Source organism: Micromonospora sp. CP22 (genome assembly GCF_009712475.1).
Classification (GTDB): Bacteria; Actinomycetota; Actinomycetes; order Mycobacteriales; family Micromonosporaceae; genus Micromonospora.
In genome coordinates, this window is record NZ_VCJO01000001.1 from 479,117 (window position 1) to 496,707 (window position 17,591).

Below are 17,591 nucleotides of genomic sequence, written 5' to 3' on the forward strand. Positions count from 1 at the left end.
GGCGCGGGCGGGCACGCTCAGCGAATGGTCACCGTGGTGGTCGCGGTGGAACGGTCGATCTCACTGGTCCGAGCGCTGATCCGCAACGTCCAGTCACCGGCGACCGGGAAATGGATCTCGGCGCTGCCGTGGTGCGGCTCCAGCGCGAGGACGTCGACGGTGATCGGCTCGATACCGGCCTCCGGTAGCGCCGCGGTGACCGTCCACTCCGCCACCGGCAACTCCTTCGCCTGCGGGGTGTAGACGTACGCGTGCAGGCTGTTCGCGGTGCCGGCGACCGCCGGATAGACGTCGAACTGGAGGGTGAACAGATCGGTGGTGAGCGACTGCGCGACGCCCTCCCGGGTCACCCCGTCGGCCGTCGTGCCGGCGGCGCGACCGGGTGGTGTCTGGACCAGCATCGCGGTCAACGCCAGCACCACCGCGGTCACGGCGAGTTCCACCCCGGCCGCCCGGGTGACCCATCGGGGTCGGCTGGCCGCGACCCGACGGCGGATCAGGCGGCGTTGTCCGGCCGCGACGGCCAGCACCCCGGCCAGCAGCGCCGCCTTTCCCAGCAGCAGCCGACCGTAGGTGCTCTCCCACAGCGCCGGGGGGCGGCCGAGTTCGATCGCCGCCTGCATGATCCCGGCGGTGACGAGCCAGGCCACGGCCAGCGTCGCCCATCGGGACCAGGCCGGCAGGATCCGGGCGAGGACCCGCTCGTGGGTACCCCGGAGCAGGAACACCGTCAGGGCGAGCAGCCCGCCCAGCCAGATGGTGACCCCGGCGATGTGCACGGTGGCCAGCACGATGCTCACAGGCGGCACCGGCGAGGCGATCGGATGCCCGGCCAGTGGCCAGGTGACCAGGCCGGCCACGCCCACCGTGGCCAGCGCGCCGGTCCGCCGACGTCCGGCGGCACCCCGGGTGACCGCCGGCAGCAGCGCCGCGGCGAGGCCGACCAACGCCAGGCGTACCGCCAGCACCGTTCCGACGTCGGTGTCGGCGACCGCCCGCAGGTCGGCGGTGGAGAGCCGACCGACCGGCGCGCCGACCACCTGTGCCGCCTGCCCGATCCAGGTGCCGAGCGTGCCGACGGCGATCAACCCGAGCCCGACCAGCGCCACGATCGTCGCCCCGCGTCGAGGTCGGCGGCGGGGCCAGAGGGTGGCGGTGAGCAGGGTCGGACCCACCGCCAGCAACAGGCCCAGGTAGCCGAGGTACTTCGCCACCGGCAGCAGCGTCGCGGCCGCAGTGGCGTCCGCCTCGGCGGGTAGTGGCGGGGTGGCCGACGGCGCCCCGGCGGCGAAGGTGAAACTGCCCGCGACCGGGTGACTGTCCGCCGAGATGACGCGATAGCTGACCAGGTAGGTGCCGAGTGGACGATCCGACGCCCGCAGGGCGATCCGCATGGTCCGGCCGCGGACCTCCGGTTCGCCGACGTTGATCCGCTTGCCGTCGGGCGCGAGGACCTGCACCCGACCGGGGACCACGGCGATGGTCTCGCTGAAGGTCACCAGCACCTCGCGCGGCGCGTACCCGAGCACCTCGTCGTGCTGCGGAGTGGTGGCCACCACCACGGCGTGCGCCGCCGCTGGGCTGGCGGAGCCCAGGGCGGCGCACAACGCGGCGAGGACCAGCCCGAGCAGGGCGGTGACTCGGGCGCGGCGGGTCATCGGTCGCTGGAAGACGGTCAGGCGCGGCGGAACATGCGGTACGTGAGGAAGCCGCCGGTGCCGAGGGCGCCGAGGAAGATCGCCCAGATGAGCGTGTTGCTGACGCCGATCTGCGGGCCGGTGTTGGCCGACGCGGCGGCGAGCAGGCCGTCGTTGCCCGGTGCCGGCAGCGCGGCGGGCGGAAGCTCGGCGTACCGGACCAGACCGGTGCTCTCCAGCATGTCCATGTGGTCGCCGACGAAGGTGTTGGCCGAGTTGGCCAGCTCCCGGATCACATCGTTTCGCGTGCTGGCACGGACCGCGCCGATGACCGGGAAGATCTTGCCGTGGGCGACCCGCAGCCGGGTGACGAAGATCTGGTCGAAGCGGGCACCCTTGGCGTTCTTCATCTCGTCCAGCCAACCCTGCTGCTCCGCCGTCGGCTGGGTCGGGATGGTGGCACCCAACTTGTTGGCCGCCTCCACCGTGAGTCGGTCCAGTTCCTCGTGCTGCCGGGCGATTTCGGCGCCGACCTCGCGGACCACCCGTGACTGGCCCTTCTCGGCGGCCATCTGCCCGGCCGGCATCTCCCAGAGCCCGGCCAGTCGCACTCCGTCGAGCAGTGCCTGGTCGGCGGCGGCGAGTTGCTGGGCGACCGGCGCGGCCAGCGCCATGCCGGGCAGGACGACGAGGGCTGCGGCGATCGTGGTGAGCAGCACCGCCAAGCGACGGGACCGGTTGCCCTGCCGGCGACGAGCGGAATCCAGCGGTGCCATGTCTGCGGCGCCTCCTCGGACGAGAACCGATCGTTGAGCGACGGACCTCCGCACCTGTCGGATGTCCGTCCGCAGACTGGTACGGATTGTCTTGCCGATCAGTTCACCAGTCGGCGAGACCGGCTCACGAAAACGTGAAGTGGAGATCAGCCGACGTCGAGCGGGTCGGCGAGCAGCCGGTCGAAGGCGAGTTCGGCGGCACCGACCAGCGGCGCGTCCTCGCCGAGCAGCGGCGTACGCAGCCGGACGTGCTCCAGACAGGCCGGCAACCCGTTGCAGTTGAGCCGGCTGCGCACCTGGGCGGCGGCGGCCAGGTAGAGGTCCCGCATGGTGCCGCCGAAGATGACCATCTCGGGGTTGAAGAGGTTGACCAGGTTGGCGACGCCGAAGCCGAGCCAGTCACCGGCCTGCCGTACCGCTATCTGGGCCTGGGCGTCCCCCCGGTCGGCGGCGTCGAAGACCGCCAGCAGCGCCTCCCGACCCCGGGCATCGGATCGGCCGGCAGCCCGCAACAGCCCATGCTCGCCGATCTCGGTCTCCCAGCAGCCCCGGTTGCCGCACTCGCAGCGGGCCCCGTCGCGGGTCACCACCATGTGCCCCACCTCGCCGCTGTAGCCGCCGTGCCCGGTCAGCCGGCGCCCTCCGGCGATGATCCCGGCGCCCACGCCGACGTCCCCGTAGAGGTAGACGACGTTGTCGCAGCCGGCTGCCGCGCCCCGGGCGTGTTCGGCGAAGGCCGCCACGTCGGCCACGTTGCCGACCGTGACCGGCATGTCGAGACCGAGTTCCGTGCTCAGGGCCGGGCCGATCGGTTCGTCCACCCAACCGGTGGTCGGCCCGAGCCGGACCAGCCCGTCGGCACGACGGACCATGCCGCAGACCGCCACCCCGGTGCCGACGCAGACGGCGTCCTCCGGCAACGCCTGGCGCATCTCCTTGACCGCGCTGGCCAGCAGCGGTGCGGCCTCCGCAGCGGTGAGACCGCGCGGACGGTCCAGTTCCCGGCGGTCGAGCACCGCGCCGCCGAGCCCGACCCGCGCGGCCCGCAGCCGGTCCACCTCGATGCTGTACGCGTACGCGAAGATCCGCTCCGACTCGGGCCGGACGACCAGCGACGGTCGTCCGGCCCGGCCGGTTTCCCTCGGCGCCCCCTCAGTCACCAGGCCGGCCGCGGCGAGGTCGGCGGTGAGCGCGCCGATGGTGCTCCGGTTCAACCCCAACGCGGTGGTCAGTTCCGCGCGCGTGGTCGCGCCGTGCACATGGACGAAGCGCAGCAGGGCACCCAGATTCTGTCGACGAATCTCGTCCTGGCTCGGTCCTACGCGCATCAGGGTCTGACTACTTTCGGTGGAGCGGATCAGCGACTGCCGGTGGCGGCGGCTCGGCGGCGCGACAACGCGTCGACGCTGGCCGCCAGGAGCAGCACCACGCCGGTGACCACGTACTTGACGCCCGAGCTGTAGCCCATCAGACCCATGCCGTTGTCGATCACCGCGACCACCGCGCCGCCGAGCACCGCGTCCAGGACCCGACCCTTGCCACCGAAGAGACTGGTGCCACCGATCACGGCCGCGCCGACGGCGTAGAGCAGCACGTTGCTGCCGCCGGTGTTCGGGTCGACCGAGTTGGCCCGGCTGGCGGCGACGATGCCACCGATCGCGGCCATCGTCGAGCAGATGACGAAGACCGAGATGCGGATCCGGTCCACGTTGATGCCGGCCCGGCGGGCGGCCTCCTTGTTACCTCCGACGGCGTAGATGTGTCGGCCGTAGCTGGTGCGCTGCAGCACGAAGGTCCAGACGACCAGCAGCACGGCGATGAGCGGCACCACGATCGGCACGCCCTTGAGCGAGCTGATCAGGACGTTGCGGCTGCGCTCCAGGTTGAGCACGTAGACCGCGAGACCGAGGATGACCGCCAGCCCGCCGATCCGGGCGAGGATCACCGCGATCGGGTCGGTGACCAGGCCCCGCGCGGAGCGGCTGCGGTGGCGGAGCAGCTGAGCGGCGGCGTAACCGGCGACGGCCACGGCGGCCAGCGCCCAGCCGAGCAACGGCGGCATGTTGCGGTTGGCGATCGCCACCAGCACCGAATCGCGTACCGAGATGTTGCGGCCTTCCTCCATCAGCAGCAGCACCACGCCCTGGAAGGCGAGGAAACCGGCCAGGGTGACCACGAAGGAGGGAATGCCGACCTTGGCGACCAGGAAGCCGAGCGTCGTACCGATCACCATGCCGGTGAGCACGGCGGCGATCACCGCGACGTACCAGGGATGTCCGAGCACGGTGACCACGTTGGCCAGGACCGCCGCGCAGACGCCGCTGGCGAAGCCGGCCGACAGGTCGATCTCGCCGAGCAGCAGGACGAAGACCAGGCCCATCGCGATCAACGTGACCGCCGCGCCCTGGGTGAACAGGTTGGCGAAGTTCCCGGCGGTGAGGAACGACGGCCGCATGATCGAGAAGACGGTGCAGAGGACGAGTAGACCGAGTACGGCGGGCAGGGCACCGATGTCACCACCGCGTACCCGTCGCCAGTAGTCGCGGGCGTGGCTGGCGACGGTGGGTGCCGGCGTGACGGCGGCCGGCCCCTCCTGCTTGACGACGGTGGTGCTCATGCGAGGCCTCCCGTGGTGCTGTCGGCCGACGCCGCGCCGTTGCCGCTGGTTGCCGGTTCGCTGGCGAGCCCGAGTTCGCCGGAGCGACCGGCGGTGATCAGTTCGACCACCTGGGCGTGAGTGATGTCGGTGGTCTTCACCTGGGCGACCATCTGTCCGAGGTAGAGCGCGGCGATCCGGTCGGAGACCGCGAAGACGTCGTTCATGTTGTGCGAGATCAGGACGACGGCCAGACCGTTGTCGGCCAGCCGCCGGACCAGTTCGAGCACCTGGGCGGTCTGCGCCACGCCGAGCGCGGCGGTCGGCTCGTCCAGGATCACCAGCTTGCTGTTCCAGAGCACCGCCTTGGCGATCGCCACGGTCTGGCGCTGGCCGCCGGAGAGGCTGGAGACGTGCTGGCGTAGCGACTTGACGGTGCGTACGGAGAGCCCAGCGAGGGTCTCGGCCGCCATCTGTTCCATGGTCGGCTCGTCGAGGACGATGCCGTTGCGCTTCTCGCGGCCGAGGAACATGTTCTGCACGATGTCGAGATTGTCACAGAGTGCGAGGTCCTGGTAGACGACCTCGATGCCGAGCGAGGCGGCGTCGCGCGGGCTGTTGATGCTGACCGGCTGGCCGTCGAAGAGGAACTCTCCGGCGTCGGTCGGGTAGATGCCGCTGATGCACTTGACCAGGGTGGACTTGCCGGCGCCGTTGTCGCCGACGAGTGCGGTGACCTCGCCCGGGTAGGCGGCGAAGGCGACGTCGCGCAGAACCTGGACGGGACCGAAACTCTTGTCGATCCCGCGTAGCTCCAGCAGAGGGGTCGCGGACACGGGGTTCTCCTTATGTCGCGGAGGGAGATCGGGGCCCGTCCAGCGGCGCACGCCGCCCGGCACGGGGTCACCGTGCCGGGCGGCGTCGCCTAGGCGGGGGGCGGTCAGCTGATGCCGGCGTCGGCGCAGAGCTTCGCGAACTCGCCGGTGCAGACCTGCTCCTTGGTCACGTAACCGTCGGCGATGACGTCCTTGACGTTCTCCTTGTAGATCGCCTGCGGGGTGAGCAGGACGGACGGCACCTCTCGGCTGCCCTCCGGGTCCGTGACGGTCTGGCCGGTCTCCTTGCGCTCGCCCTTGGCCAGCGCGATGGCCAGCTCGGCGGCGGCGTCGGCCTCCTGCTTGACCGCCTTGTAGACGGTCATGCACTGGTCACCGGCGAGGATGTTCTGCAACGCCTGCGGGTCGGCGTCCTGGCCGGTCACCGGCACCTTGCCGTTGAGCTTGTTCTTCTTCAGCACCGAGATGGCGGCGTTGCCGAGACCGTCGTTGGCGGAGAGCACGGCGTCGATCTTGCCGCCGGTCTGGGTCAGCATCTGCTCGAAGATCGTCGCGGCCTGGGCGTTGTCCCAGTCGGGAACGTCCTGGTCCGGGCCCTTGACGTACTCGTTGGCGTCGAACTTGGGCTTGAGGACCGAGTCGTAGCCGTTCTTGAACAGGGTGGCGTTGTTGTCGGTCGGCGAGCCGTTCAGGTACGCCACGACCGGCTTCTCGACCTTCTGGTCGGTCAGGCACTTGACCAGGCCCTCGCCCTGGAGCTTGCCGACGGCCTCGTTGTCGAAGCTGACGTAGTACTCCGCCGAACCGCCGAGGGTGAGGCGGTCGTAGTCGATGGTGGCGACGCCCTGCGACTTGGCCTTGTCGAGGACCGCCTTGCCGGTGCCGGAGTCCAGGTTGACGATCATCAGCGCGGTGACGCCACTCGTGATCATCTGGTCGGCGATGGTCTGGAACTGGGTCTTGTCGCCCTGCGCGTTCTGGATGTCGTACTTGACCCCGGCGGCCTCGAAGGCGGCCTGAAGGAACTTGCGGTCGGCCGTCTCCCAGCGGACGGAGGACTTGCTGTCCGGCAGGATCACGCCGATCTTCGGGGTCTTGTCGGAGCCGGCCCGGTCGCCGCCGGACTCGTCGCCGCAGGCCGTCAGGCTGCCGAGGGCCAGCAGGCCCACGGTGCCGACGGCGAGGAAGCCCTTGCGCATGTGCAGGGTCCTTTCGAGGGTGGGGATGGGTTTCGGTGCTTGTTTTGTTGTGCCCGGCAACGTATTCCGCGTCACACGCCAGCACAAGGGTGTGCTGGAGATGAGTTTGTTGTCGGCGGTAACAATTCAGCAACGCGGTTGATACGCCGGGACTGCCGTTCGTGTGACGGGGCGTCCGTTCCGCTCTCGGCGCTCGTTCCGGGTGATTCGGCGATCGGCCCGGCGGCTGGTTCAGTGGGCGGGACGGCAGACCAGGACCGTCGGCGCGGCGTCCACCCGGGTGAGCACCAGGCTGGCCGGCTGGTCACCGGCCAACCGCAGGTCCCGCCGGAGCCGCTCGGGCTCCACCGCGGAGCCGCGCTTGAGGATCTCCACCCGGCCGACCCGCCGCTCCCGCAGCAACGCCCGCAGCCGCTTGAGGGAGAACGGCAGCACGTCGGTCACCTCCAGGCAGCGGGCGTACGGCGTCGGCGTCGCCGCGTCGGCGTAGAGGTAGGCGATGGTCGGATCGGCCAGGGTGGCACCCAGGTCAGCAGCCAACTCGGCCACCAGATGCGCGCGGACCACCGCCGGATCCGGGTCGTACACGAAGCGCCGCACCGGCCCCACCGGCGCTTCGGTCGCCCCCTCGCCGGTGAGCTGGTACGCGGCTCGGGCGCTGCCGTCGGTGCGGTGCGTCCCGCCACCGGCCAGGTGATAGGAAGGGCCCCCTGCTATACCGGAGGCGTTAAGAAGGGGCCCTTCCTTCAGGACGGTCGCGCGGCGGGGTACTTCGGCGAGCTCGCCGCACCAGAGGGCCGCCTCGACCAGGTCGCCGTCGACGCTGACCCACTCGGCCTCGGCGCCCGCCGGGATCAACGCGTGGTCGAGCCCCGGTGCGACCTTCACCACCGTGCGCGGCACCCGCTCGGCCAGCCCGGTCACGAAGTGCCACGGCGGCGAGTACGAGTTGGGGTCGAAGATCCGGCGGCCGGTGCCGGTTCGGCGGCGGGCCGGGTCGCAGAAGACCGCCTCCACCCGGGTCACGTCGAACGCGGTCGCATCGCCGCACTCGACGGTGACCAGGTCGGCCAGCCCGGTGGCCCGGGCGTTCTCCTCGGCCAGCGCGGCGGTGAGCGGGTCGGCCTCCACCGCGTACACCCGGATGCCGGCGCGGGCGGCGGCGAGCGCGTCGGCCCCCAGCCCGCAGCCGAGATCGGCCAGAGTGCTCACCCCGGCGGCCCGCAGCCGCTCGGCGCGTCGCCGCGCGACGACCTGCCGGGTGGCCTGCTCCAGGCCCGGGCGGGTGAAGAACATGCCGGTCGCCGCTTCCCCGAACTTGCCCACCGCTCGGCGGCGCAGCTCCGCCTGGGTCAGCGCCGTCGCCGCGAGCCCGGCGGGCACCCCGGCCGAGCGCAGCGCCGCCGCCGCGGTCAGTGGATCGCCGCCGGCAAGCCGGGCCGCCGCGTGGAGCGCGGCCGACCCCTCCGGCGTACGCAAGGCGGCGAACTGCTCCAGATCCACCCACCCATCCTTCCGCCCCACCCGACCACCCACGCAGCCGCCCCGTCGGTGTGCGACGTGATCGTCTGCACCTGGGTGAGCCGACACGCCGACGTCCGAGTCACCGGAGTGCAGACGATCGAATGCGGTGGGGCCCCGAGCGGCGACACGAGGGGGCATCGGATTGGCACTCTCCTTGACGGAGTGCTAGCCGAGGAATAACCTGCGATTAGCACTCTCACCCTGAGGGTGCCAACCTCCGGGCCCTGGTGTCCGGGGGTTGAACGCCAGGCGGACCGGCACCCGCGACGACGGCCCCGCCCGGTGGCATGTGGCAGATTGACGCCGGTCGGCATGCCGATCGGCAACGAAACCAAGTACCCCAGGAGGGTATGCCCGTGACTACCGCGACCAAGGTTGCGATCAAGCCGCTCGAGGACCGCATCGTGGTCCAGGCGAACGAGGCCGAGACCACCACCGCCTCGGGCATCGTGATCCCCGACACCGCCAAGGAGAAGCCGCAGGAGGGCACCGTCCTCGCTGTCGGCCCGGGCCGGATCGACGACAAGGGCAACCGCGTGCCGATCGACGTCTCCGTCGGCGACACCGTTCTCTACTCGAAGTACGGCGGCACCGAGGTCAAGTACGCCGGCGAGGAGTACCTGGTGCTCTCCGCCCGCGACGTCCTCGCGGTCATCGAGAAGTAAGCAACCGATCAGTGTCGTTGCCCCGGTCCGGCTCGCCGGGCCGGGGCAACGTCGCTTCGAAGGGACATTCATGGCGAAGATCCTGAGCTTCTCGGACGACGCCCGGCACCTGCTGGAGCACGGTGTCAACGCGCTCGCGGACGCGGTCAAGGTCACCCTCGGGCCGCGCGGGCGCAACGTCGTCCTCGACAAGAAATTCGGTGCGCCGACGATCACCAACGATGGCGTGACCATCGCCAAGGAGATCGAGCTCACCAACCCGTACGAGAACCTCGGTGCGCAGCTGGTCAAGGAGGTGGCGACCAAGACCAACGACGTCGCCGGTGACGGGACCACCACCGCGACCGTGCTCGCCCAGGCGATGGTCCGCGAGGGCCTGCGCAACGTCGCGGCCGGTGCCAACCCGGCCGGACTCAAGCGGGGCATCGACGCCGCCGCCACCAAGGTCTCCGAGGCGCTGCTCGGCAAGGCCGTCGAGGTCTCCGACAAGAAGTCCGTCGCCCACGTAGCGACGATCTCCGCGCAGGACGCCACCATCGGCGAGCTGATCGCCGAGGCGATGGAGAAGGTCGGCCGCGACGGTGTGATCACCGTCGAGGAGGGCTCGGCGCTGCAGACCGAGCTGGACGTCACCGAGGGTCTCCAGTTCGACAAGGGCTTCATCTCGCCGAACTTCGTCACCGACGCGGAGGCGCAGGAGTCGGTGCTGGAGGATGCGTACATCCTCATCACCACGCAGAAGATCTCCGCGATCGAGGAGCTGCTGCCGCTGCTGGAGAAGGTCCTCCAGAACAACAAGCCGCTGCTCATCATCGCCGAGGACGTCGAGGGCCAGGCGCTGTCCACCCTGGTGGTCAACGCCATCCGCAAGACCCTCAAGGTCTGCGCGGTCAAGGCCCCCGGCTTCGGTGACCGCCGCAAGGCGATGCTCCAGGACATGGCGATCCTGACCGGGGCCGAGCTGGTCGCCCCCGAGCTGGGCTACAAGCTCGACCAGGTGGGCCTGGAGGTGCTGGGCAGCGCCCGGCGCGTCGTGGTCGACAAGGAGAACACCACCATCGTCGACGGTGGTGGCCAGGCCAGCGAGGTGGCCGACCGGGTCGCCCAGATCCGCAAGGAGATCGAGGCCTCGGACTCCGAGTGGGACCGGGAGAAGCTCGCCGAGCGGCTCGCCAAGCTCTCCGGTGGTATCGCGGTGGTCAAGGCCGGCGCGGCCACCGAGGTCGAGATGAAGGAGCGCAAGCACCGCATCGAGGACGCCATCGCGGCGACCAAGGCTGCGGTCGAGGAGGGTACGGTGCCCGGCGGCGGTGCCGCCCTGGCGCAGATCCTGCCGGTGCTCGACGACGACCTGGGCTTCACCGGTGACGAGAAGGTCGGCGTGTCGATCGTGCGCAAGGCGCTGGTCGAGCCGCTGCGCTGGATCGCCCAGAACGCCGGCCACGACGGCTACGTGGTGGTGCAGACGGTCCGCGAGAAGGAGTGGGGCCACGGCCTCGACGCCGCCGTGGGCGACTACGTCGACCTGGCCAAGGCCGGCATCATCGACCCGGTCAAGGTGACCCGCAACGCGGTCACCAACGCCGCGTCGATCGCCGGTCTGCTGCTCACCACCGAGAGCCTGGTGGTGGAGAAGCCGGCCGAGCCGGAGCCCGCCGCGGGCGGCCACGGCCACTCGCACGGTCACGGTCACAGCCACCAGCACGGCCCCGGCTTCTGAGCCCTGCCGTACGCCGGACGTGGGGCGCACCGTCGACGTGACGGTGCGCCCCACGCGTCCGTAGACGCAGACCACGGCTACTACCCCAGCCGTGGTCGGTGGGAAAGACTGGACGGGTGAGCAGCACGACACCCCGGTTCGCCGCGCTGGGCGGCGTCGCCGCCGCTGCGGCGGCCATCGGCACCGCCGAGCTGGTCGCCGCCCTGACCGGCCCCCGGTCGTCGCCGTTGGTCGCGGTCGGCGGCCTCGTCGTGGACATCGCCCCCGAGCCGGTCAAGCGGTTCGGCATCGAGGTCTTCGGCACGTACGACAAGATCGCCCTGCTGGTCGGCACGGCGCTGCTGCTCGGTGGGTTCGCCGCCCTGCTGGGCTTGCTGGCAGCCCGCCGACTCATGGCGAGCCTGGTGGGCATCGCCGTCTTCGGCGGAGTCGGCGCGGCAGCCGCCCTCACCCGGGCCAGCGCGGACGTCGCAGACGTGCTGCCGTCACTGGTCGGCGCGGCGGCCGGTGGGCTCGTGCTGTGGGCGTTCGTCGCCGGTCCGCTGGAACTGGACCCGTGGCCCTGGGCCCCGCCGACGGTGGCCGAGCCGCCCGTGTCCGCCGACGGCACCCCGGCTCCGGTCGGCCGCGGGCAGCGGGTCGACCCGGACGCGCGTCGACGCTTCCTCACCGGTGTCGGCACCGTGATCGGCGTGGCCACCGTCGGGGGAGTGGCCGGGCGGTGGCTGGCCGGTCGTCAGGGGGTGTCGGCGGCCCGCGAGGCGATCACGTTGCCGGCCCCGGTGTCCGCCGCGCCGCCGGTGCCGGCTGGCGCCGACCTGGATCTGCCCGGGTTGGCCAGCTACGTCACGTCGAACCGGGGCTTCTACCGAATCGACACCGCCTTGGTGCTGCCGCAGGTCGATCCGGAGACCTGGCGGCTGCGCATCCACGGCCGGGTCCGTCATCCGGTCACGCTGAGCTACGCCGATCTGCTCGCCCGACCCCTGGTGGAGCGGTACGTGACGCTGGCCTGTGTCTCCAACGAGGTGGGCGGCGACCTGATCGGCAACGCGCGCTGGCTCGGCGTGCCGCTGCGGGAACTGCTCGACGAGGTGGAGCCGTTGGACGGAGCCGACCAGGTGGTGGGGCGTTCCGTCGACGGTTGGACCTGTGGCACCCCGACCGCCGTGTTGCGCGACGGGCGGGACGCGCTGCTCGCCGTCGGCATGAACGGTGAGCCGCTGCCCGTGCGGCACGGTTTCCCGGCCCGGATGGTGGTGCCGGGCCTGTACGGCTACGTGTCGGCGTGCAAGTGGATCACCGAACTGGAGTTGACCAGTTTCGCCGACTTCGACGCGTACTGGGTGCCTCGCGGCTGGTCGGCGCAGGGGCCGGTGAAGACGCAGTCGCGGATCGACACGCCCCGGCCGCGGAACCGACCGGCCGCCGGGCCGGTGACCGTCGCCGGGGTCGCCTGGGCGCAGCACCGGGGCATCGATCGCGTCGAGGTACGCGTCGACGACGGACCCTGGCAGGAGGCCCGACTCGCCCCGACGATCTCGGTCGACACCTGGGTGCAGTGGTCGTGGCAATGGCAGGCCACCCCGGGCAGGCACACCCTCCAGGTCCGGGCGACGGACAGCACCGGCGAGACGCAGACCGGCCAGTCGCGCGGTGTCGCGCCGGACGGTGCCACCGGCTGGCACACCGTCACGATCACCGTCACCTGAACCGCCGCCACCAGGCGGCGATGGGCGAACGAGCGACGCCGCGCCCAGGATCCTGGGCGCGGCGTCGCTCGGTGCGGTCGGTCAGGCGACGTTGCGCTGACTGGGCACCGTGGACAGGTGGGAGTTACCCAGCCTGGCCTCCAGCCTGTTGATGTCGACCCGGGTCTGTCGGCGGTCGGCGAGGTCCTCCCAGCCGAGCGCGAGCAACCGCAGCCGCTCGGACTCGCTGAGGCCGCCCCACACGCCGTACGGCTCGCGTACGGCCAGGGCATGCGCGGCGCACTCGGCGCGGACCGGGCAGGTACGGCAGACGGCCTTGGCGGCGGATTCCCGGCGCAGCCGGGACGAGCCCCGCTCGCCGTCAGGGTGGAAGAACTGGGCGCTGTCACGGCCCCGGCAGGCACCGAGCCGTTGCCAGTCCCAAAGATCGATGATGGGCCCGGGCAGTCTACGTACGTTCGACATCAGCACCCCCTCCTCTCGCGCGGCACCGCGAGACGCTCGTTGCCGGTTGTCCGGCGGCGGGCCGCGCAGGCGCACCGTTCCGGCCCGGCAACTCCCTACCCGGGCGCCTCACGCCTCACACCTCTTTAGATCCAAAACACGTGGCAGCTTGCGCCATATGCCCTGGATGTCGGAAAAGTTGGGAGGATTGCCCGGAACTTCCCCCCGACCGAGGCCGGTCATGGTCTGCTCGTCACCGGAGAGGAGATGCCTGTGCGTACCGTTCTCGTGTGCGTCCGAACGCCGCTCGCGGCGCAGCACCTGACCTCCGCGGCAGCGCGGTTGGGGTTGTCGGGTGCCGTCCGGACGGCGGTCTCTGATCCCGAGGTGATGCTGCGGCTGGCCGAACGCCCGGCCGACGTGGTGCTCGCCGACACGGCGCTCACCCGCCCCGACAGCGCCGGGTTCGTCCGCCGGGTGCTGGCCCGTGCTCCGCAGGCCGCCGTCCTGCTGCTCGGTGCCGAGGAGTCCGAGGCGGCGGCAGCGACCATCGGCGCCGGTGCCCGCGGGCTGATCCAAGGGGTCGACCAGGACTTGACCAGTGCCGTCGCCAAGGCGCTGTTACTGCTGGCCGCGCCGGGCCGGGCCAACCGGCACCGGATCGCCGACCCCGCGCGGGACGCGGCGGCGGTGGGCAGCCCGACCCGGCCCACGCCCGGGGGACGCACCGGGGGCGAGCCGCCGACCGCCTGGTCGGCGACCGACGCGGCCGGTGGGCCGGCGGTGGTGCCCGCGCAGCGCGGCGACGACCCGGCCGAGCCGGGTGCCGAGGTCGAGCCGGACGCGCCGACGACACCGGCGCGGCCCGACCGGTCCACCATCGGCCTCACCGAGCGGGAGTTGCAGGTGCTGCTCGGCATGGCCGAGGGCAAGAGCAACGCCGAGATCGGCCGGGAACTCTTCGTCTCCGAGGACACCGTGAAGACCCACGCTCGGCGGCTGTTCCGCAAGCTCGGTGCCCGGGACCGGGCGCACGCGGTGGCCGCCGGCTTCCGGGCCGGGCTGGTCGCCTGAGCCGGGCTCAGCCTTCGGCGCTCTCCTCCTCGGTGCCCTCGCTGAGGGTGTCGTGCACGCCGTCGGCGTAGCCGCGCGCGTAGTCCCAGGTGACGTAGTGGTCGGGGTCGGGGTCGTAGGCCGGCTCGTGCACCCGGGGCCGCCCGGAACTGAGCAGGTGCCGCAGGTTGCCCCGGAGCAGGTCCCAGTCGAAGTAGTGCGGCTCCCGACAGTCCTCACACTCGATGACGAGCCCGCGTACGCCGATCGGTGCGAGCAGCGCCTGGTAGATCTCCAGGTCGGCGAGATCCTCCAGCACGTCCTGGCGCTCGACGTCGGTCAGTGGGTCCAGCGGCGCGTCGCCGCCGGAGGCGTCCAGGTCGGCCGCCGGGTCGGTCGGGTCGCCGGTGAACGGGTCGATGGGATCGTCGTGCACCCCCTCACCGTAGTCCCCTGCCCCCGGTCGACGCCTGTCCCCCGGTTGCGCGAGCCGTCACCGGGGGTGCCGCGCGGTTCGGGTGGAGAAACCTTCAGTGGGTACGATGAGGCTGACGCACCCTTCGCCCGGCGATCGTCGGTGCCCCCCGTGCCACCTCACTGAAGCCCGGTTCGAGCAGCTCAGGAGAGCAATCGTGGAGAATTCGCCCCGTACCGACCTTTCTGCCGGCATCGAGGGCGGCGAGCTGGGCGGTCATCTGCCCGAGCTGCCCGCCGGTTCGGCGAGGGTGGTGCCGCTGGGGCTGACCTTCGACGACGTGCTGCTCCAGCCGGGGGAGTCCGACGTGGTGCCGAGCCGGGTGAACACCATCACCCGGCTGACCCGCAACGTCTCGCTCTCCATTCCGCTGCTGTCCAGCGCGATGGACACGGTCACCGAGGCCCGGATGGCGATCGCGATGGCCCGGCAGGGCGGCATCGGCGTGCTGCACCGCAATCTCTCGGTGGAGGACCAGGCACTCCAGGTCGACCTGGTCAAGCGTTCCGAGTCCGGCATGATCACCAATCCGGTGACGGCGAGCCCGGACGACACCCTGCGGGAGGTCGACCAGCTCTGCGGGCGCTACCGCATCTCCGGGGTGCCGGTGGTGGACGGCCAGGGGCAGTTGGTGGGCATCGTCACCAACCGGGACATGCGCTTCGTCTCCGACCCGGACCTGCCGGTCCGCGAGATCATGACCAAGGCGCCGCTGGTGACGGCCCCGGTCGGGGTGAGCAAGGACGATGCGCTCGGCCTGCTGCGCCAGCACAAGGTCGAGAAGCTGCCGATCGTCGACGGCTCCGGCAAGCTGCGTGGCCTGATCACGGTCAAGGACTTCACCAAGAGCGAGCAGTACCCGAGTTCCACCAAGGACGAGGCGGGGCGGCTGCGGGTGGCGGCGGCCATCGGTGTCGGCGACGACGCGTACAAGCGGGCCCGTGCCCTGGTCGACGCGGGCGTCGACGTCATCATCGTGGACACCGCCCACGGGCACCAGCGTGCGGTGCTGGAGATGGTCAGCCGGCTCAAGAAGGACGTCGCCGTGGACATCGTCGGCGGCAACGTGGCGACCTACGCCGGAGCCAAGGCGCTGGTCGACGCCGGAGCCGACGGCGTGAAGGTCGGTGTCGGGCCGGGGGCGATCTGCACCACCCGGATCGTGGCCGGTGTCGGCGTGCCGCAGATCACGGCGATCATGGAGGCTGCTCGGGCGGCCCGACCGGCCGGGGTGCCGGTCATCGGTGACGGCGGCATCCAGTACTCCGGCGACATCGCCAAGGCGCTGGTCGCCGGCGCGGACACGGTGATGCTCGGCAGCCTGCTGGCCGGCTGCGAGGAGAGCCCCGGCGAGTTGATCTTCGTCAACGGCAAGCAGTTCAAGACGTACCGCGGCATGGGCTCGCTCGGTGCCATGCAGTCCCGTGGCCAGGCCAAGTCGTACTCCAAGGACCGCTACTTCCAGCAGGACGTGACCAGCGACGAGAAGCTGGTCCCGGAGGGCGTCGAGGGTCAGGTGCCGTACCGTGGGCCGCTGGCCCGGGTCGCCCACCAACTGGTCGGTGGCCTGCGGCTGGCGATGGGGTACGCGGGCGCGGAGAACATCCCCGAGCTGCACCAGCGGGGTCAGCTCATCCGGATCACCGCGGCCGGGCTCAAGGAGAGCCACCCGCACGACATCCAGATGACCGTCGAAGCGCCGAACTACCACACCCGCTGACCCCTCCCACCACCCCCGAACACATCTGGAGTGCCCATGCGTGACGTGGTCGAGATCGGGCTGGGTAAGACCGCGCAGCGCGGCTACCACCTGGACGACATCGCCATCGTGCCGTCCCGTCGGACCAGGGACGTCGACGACGTCTCCACCGGGTGGCAGCTCGACGCGTACCAGTTCGGCATCCCCTGTGTCGGGCACCCCTCCGACGCGACGATGAGCCCGGCCTCGGCCGTGCGGCTCGGTCAGCTCGGCGGGCTCGGCGTGCTCAACGTCGAAGGGCTGTGGACCCGCTACGAGAACCCGAGCAAGGTGCTGAAGGAACTCGGCGCCCTCGACGAGGACGCCCGCGCCACCAAGCGGCTCCAGGAGGTGTACGCCGAGCCGATCCGGCCCGATCTGATCACCGAGCGGGTTCGTGAGCTGCGTGACGGTGGCGGCACGGTGGCGGTGCGCGTCTCCCCGCAGCACACGCTGGCGTTGGCCCCGGTCATCCTCGACGCGGGCGTCGACATCCTGGTCATCCAGGGCACCATCGTCTCCGCCGAGCACGTCTCGACCACCGACGAGCCGCTCAACCTCAAGGAGTTCATCGCCGATCTCGACCTCCCGGTCATCGTCGGCGGCTGCACCGACTACAAGACCGCCCTGCACCTGATGCGTACCGGTGCGGCCGGCGTGATCATCGGCATCGGCGGGGACGAGTGGTCCACCACCGAGTCGGTGCTCGGCATCCGGGTGCCGATGGCCACCGCGATCGCCGACGCCGCCGCCGCCCGGCGGGACTACCTCGACGAGACCGGCGGGCGGTACGTGCACCTCATCGCCGACGGTGACATCCGCACCTCCGGCGACATCGCCAAGGCGCTCGGCTGCGGCGCGGACGCGGTGATGCTCGGCGAGCCGTTGTCGCTGTGCGAGGAGGCACCGGCCAGCGGAGCCTGGTGGCATTCGGCGGCCAGCCACCCGTCGCTGCCCCGGGGCGCCTTCGAGACCGCCGGTGAGCCGCTCGGCTCGATGGAGCGTCTGCTCTTCGGCCCTGCCGACGAGCCGGACGGCCAGCTGAACCTCTTCGGCGGTCTGCGCCGCGCGATGGCCAAGTGCGGCTACCGCGACCTGAAGGAGTTCCAGAAGGTCGGTCTGGTCCTGGACCGCTGAGACAGCAGCGCCGCGTCGTTCACCCAGGAGCGGCACCCGGTCGACACCGGTGATGCCCGATCCGACACGTGCCGCAGCT

General features: G+C 71.2%; 15 protein-coding genes. 6 read left to right on the top strand and 9 right to left on the bottom strand.

Translation table 11 applies throughout. The features are described from left to right. Nucleotides 1-17: 17 nt before the first annotated feature. The 7 genes from FF096_RS02240 to FF096_RS02270 all read right to left on the bottom strand — a co-directional run bounded on the left by FF096_RS02240 (nt 18) and on the right by FF096_RS02270 (nt 8,547). A complete protein-coding gene (locus tag FF096_RS02240) occupies nt 18-1,658 on the bottom strand; it encodes a copper resistance protein CopC (protein ID WP_155214594.1) in 1,641 nt (546 codons plus the stop codon). A 17-nt stretch (nt 1,659-1,675) separates the two neighbouring features. Further along, nucleotides 1,676-2,413 carry a DUF4142 domain-containing protein gene (locus FF096_RS02245; protein ID WP_155214595.1) on the bottom strand — a complete coding sequence of 246 codons (738 nt, stop codon included), beginning with the start codon at nt 2,411-2,413 and terminating at the stop codon, nt 1,676-1,678. A 146-nt stretch (nt 2,414-2,559) separates the two neighbouring features. After that, entirely contained in the window at nt 2,560-3,741 is a 1,182-nt protein-coding gene (locus FF096_RS02250; protein WP_155214596.1) for an ROK family transcriptional regulator, read from the bottom strand. Between the two features lie 29 nt (nt 3,742-3,770). Continuing rightward, the gene (locus FF096_RS02255) at nt 3,771-5,030 is read right to left on the bottom strand and encodes a sugar ABC transporter permease (protein WP_155214597.1); all 1,260 of its coding nucleotides are present in this window, start codon (nt 5,028-5,030) and stop codon (nt 3,771-3,773) included. Beyond that, nucleotides 5,027-5,845 carry an ATP-binding cassette domain-containing protein gene (locus FF096_RS02260; protein WP_309222508.1) on the bottom strand — a complete coding sequence of 273 codons (819 nt, stop codon included), beginning with the start codon at nt 5,843-5,845 and terminating at the stop codon, nt 5,027-5,029. The genes FF096_RS02255 and FF096_RS02260 overlap by 4 nt, the downstream gene beginning before the upstream one ends. Before the next feature lie 104 nt (nt 5,846-5,949). Beyond that, nucleotides 5,950-7,044, bottom strand: coding sequence for a sugar ABC transporter substrate-binding protein (locus FF096_RS02265; RefSeq protein WP_155214598.1), 1,095 nt, complete (start codon nt 7,042-7,044; stop codon nt 5,950-5,952). A 231-nt stretch (nt 7,045-7,275) separates the two neighbouring features. Further along, nucleotides 7,276-8,547 (bottom strand): methyltransferase domain-containing protein, encoded by a 1,272-nt coding sequence (locus FF096_RS02270; protein WP_309222509.1) that lies wholly within the window; start codon nt 8,545-8,547, stop codon nt 7,276-7,278. 371 nt (nt 8,548-8,918) lie between these two features. On the opposite strand from FF096_RS02270, the gene groES reads away from it, so the two are divergent. The 3 genes from groES to FF096_RS02285 all read left to right on the top strand — a co-directional run bounded on the left by groES (nt 8,919) and on the right by FF096_RS02285 (nt 12,665). After that, nucleotides 8,919-9,233 carry a co-chaperone GroES gene (groES, locus tag FF096_RS02275; RefSeq protein ID WP_089155197.1) on the top strand — a complete coding sequence of 105 codons (315 nt, stop codon included), beginning with the start codon at nt 8,919-8,921 and terminating at the stop codon, nt 9,231-9,233. Nucleotides 9,234-9,303: 70 nt separating this feature from the next. Beyond that, on the top strand, nt 9,304-10,953 hold the full coding sequence (gene groL / locus FF096_RS02280; RefSeq protein WP_155214600.1) for a chaperonin GroEL: 1,650 nt from the start codon (nt 9,304-9,306) through the stop codon (nt 10,951-10,953). Between the two features lie 116 nt (nt 10,954-11,069). After that, nucleotides 11,070-12,665: a molybdopterin-dependent oxidoreductase gene (locus FF096_RS02285; protein ID WP_309222510.1), complete on the top strand. Its 1,596-nt coding sequence runs from the start codon at nt 11,070-11,072 to the stop codon at nt 12,663-12,665. Between the two features lie 81 nt (nt 12,666-12,746). Here the strand turns inward: FF096_RS02285 and FF096_RS02290 are convergent, their stop codons facing one another. Continuing rightward, nucleotides 12,747-13,130: a WhiB family transcriptional regulator gene (locus FF096_RS02290; protein WP_155214601.1), complete on the bottom strand. Its 384-nt coding sequence runs from the start codon at nt 13,128-13,130 to the stop codon at nt 12,747-12,749. Nucleotides 13,131-13,382: 252 nt separating this feature from the next. On the opposite strand from FF096_RS02290, the gene FF096_RS02295 reads away from it, so the two are divergent. Further along, nucleotides 13,383-14,183 (top strand): response regulator transcription factor, encoded by an 801-nt coding sequence (locus tag FF096_RS02295; protein WP_309222511.1) that lies wholly within the window; start codon nt 13,383-13,385, stop codon nt 14,181-14,183. Nucleotides 14,184-14,190: 7 nt separating this feature from the next. Here FF096_RS02295 and FF096_RS02300 read toward each other — a convergent pair whose 3' ends face one another. Then, entirely contained in the window at nt 14,191-14,598 is a 408-nt protein-coding gene (locus FF096_RS02300; protein WP_309222512.1) for a DUF5319 domain-containing protein, read from the bottom strand. A 196-nt stretch (nt 14,599-14,794) separates the two neighbouring features. Between FF096_RS02300 and guaB the strand changes: the two genes are divergently transcribed. Beyond that, nucleotides 14,795-16,357, top strand: coding sequence for an IMP dehydrogenase (guaB, locus tag FF096_RS02305; protein WP_309222513.1), 1,563 nt, complete (start codon nt 14,795-14,797; stop codon nt 16,355-16,357). Nucleotides 16,358-16,393: 36 nt separating this feature from the next. Further along, the gene (locus FF096_RS02310; protein ID WP_155214603.1) at nt 16,394-17,512 is read left to right on the top strand and encodes a GuaB3 family IMP dehydrogenase-related protein; all 1,119 of its coding nucleotides are present in this window, start codon (nt 16,394-16,396) and stop codon (nt 17,510-17,512) included. Nucleotides 17,513-17,591: the final 79 nt, after the last annotated feature.

Bases quoted from the DNA above. Each gene is read 5' to 3' on its own strand.
- FF096_RS02240 (WP_155214594.1), bottom strand. From the start codon at position 1,658: ATGACCCGCCGCGCCCGAGTCACCGCCCTGCTCGGGCTGGTCCTCGCC.
- FF096_RS02245 (WP_155214595.1), bottom strand. From the start codon at position 2,413: ATGGCACCGCTGGATTCCGCTCGTCGCCGGCAGGGCAACCGGTCCCGT.
- FF096_RS02250 (WP_155214596.1), bottom strand. From the start codon at position 3,741: ATGCGCGTAGGACCGAGCCAGGACGAGATTCGTCGACAGAATCTGGGT.
- FF096_RS02255 (WP_155214597.1), bottom strand. From the start codon at position 5,030: ATGAGCACCACCGTCGTCAAGCAGGAGGGGCCGGCCGCCGTCACGCCG.
- FF096_RS02265 (WP_155214598.1), bottom strand. From the start codon at position 7,044: ATGCGCAAGGGCTTCCTCGCCGTCGGCACCGTGGGCCTGCTGGCCCTC.
- groES (WP_089155197.1), top strand. From the start codon at position 8,919: ATGCCCGTGACTACCGCGACCAAGGTTGCGATCAAGCCGCTCGAGGAC.
- groL (WP_155214600.1), top strand. From the start codon at position 9,304: ATGGCGAAGATCCTGAGCTTCTCGGACGACGCCCGGCACCTGCTGGAG.
- FF096_RS02290 (WP_155214601.1), bottom strand. From the start codon at position 13,130: ATGTCGAACGTACGTAGACTGCCCGGGCCCATCATCGATCTTTGGGAC.
- FF096_RS02310 (WP_155214603.1), top strand. From the start codon at position 16,394: ATGCGTGACGTGGTCGAGATCGGGCTGGGTAAGACCGCGCAGCGCGGC.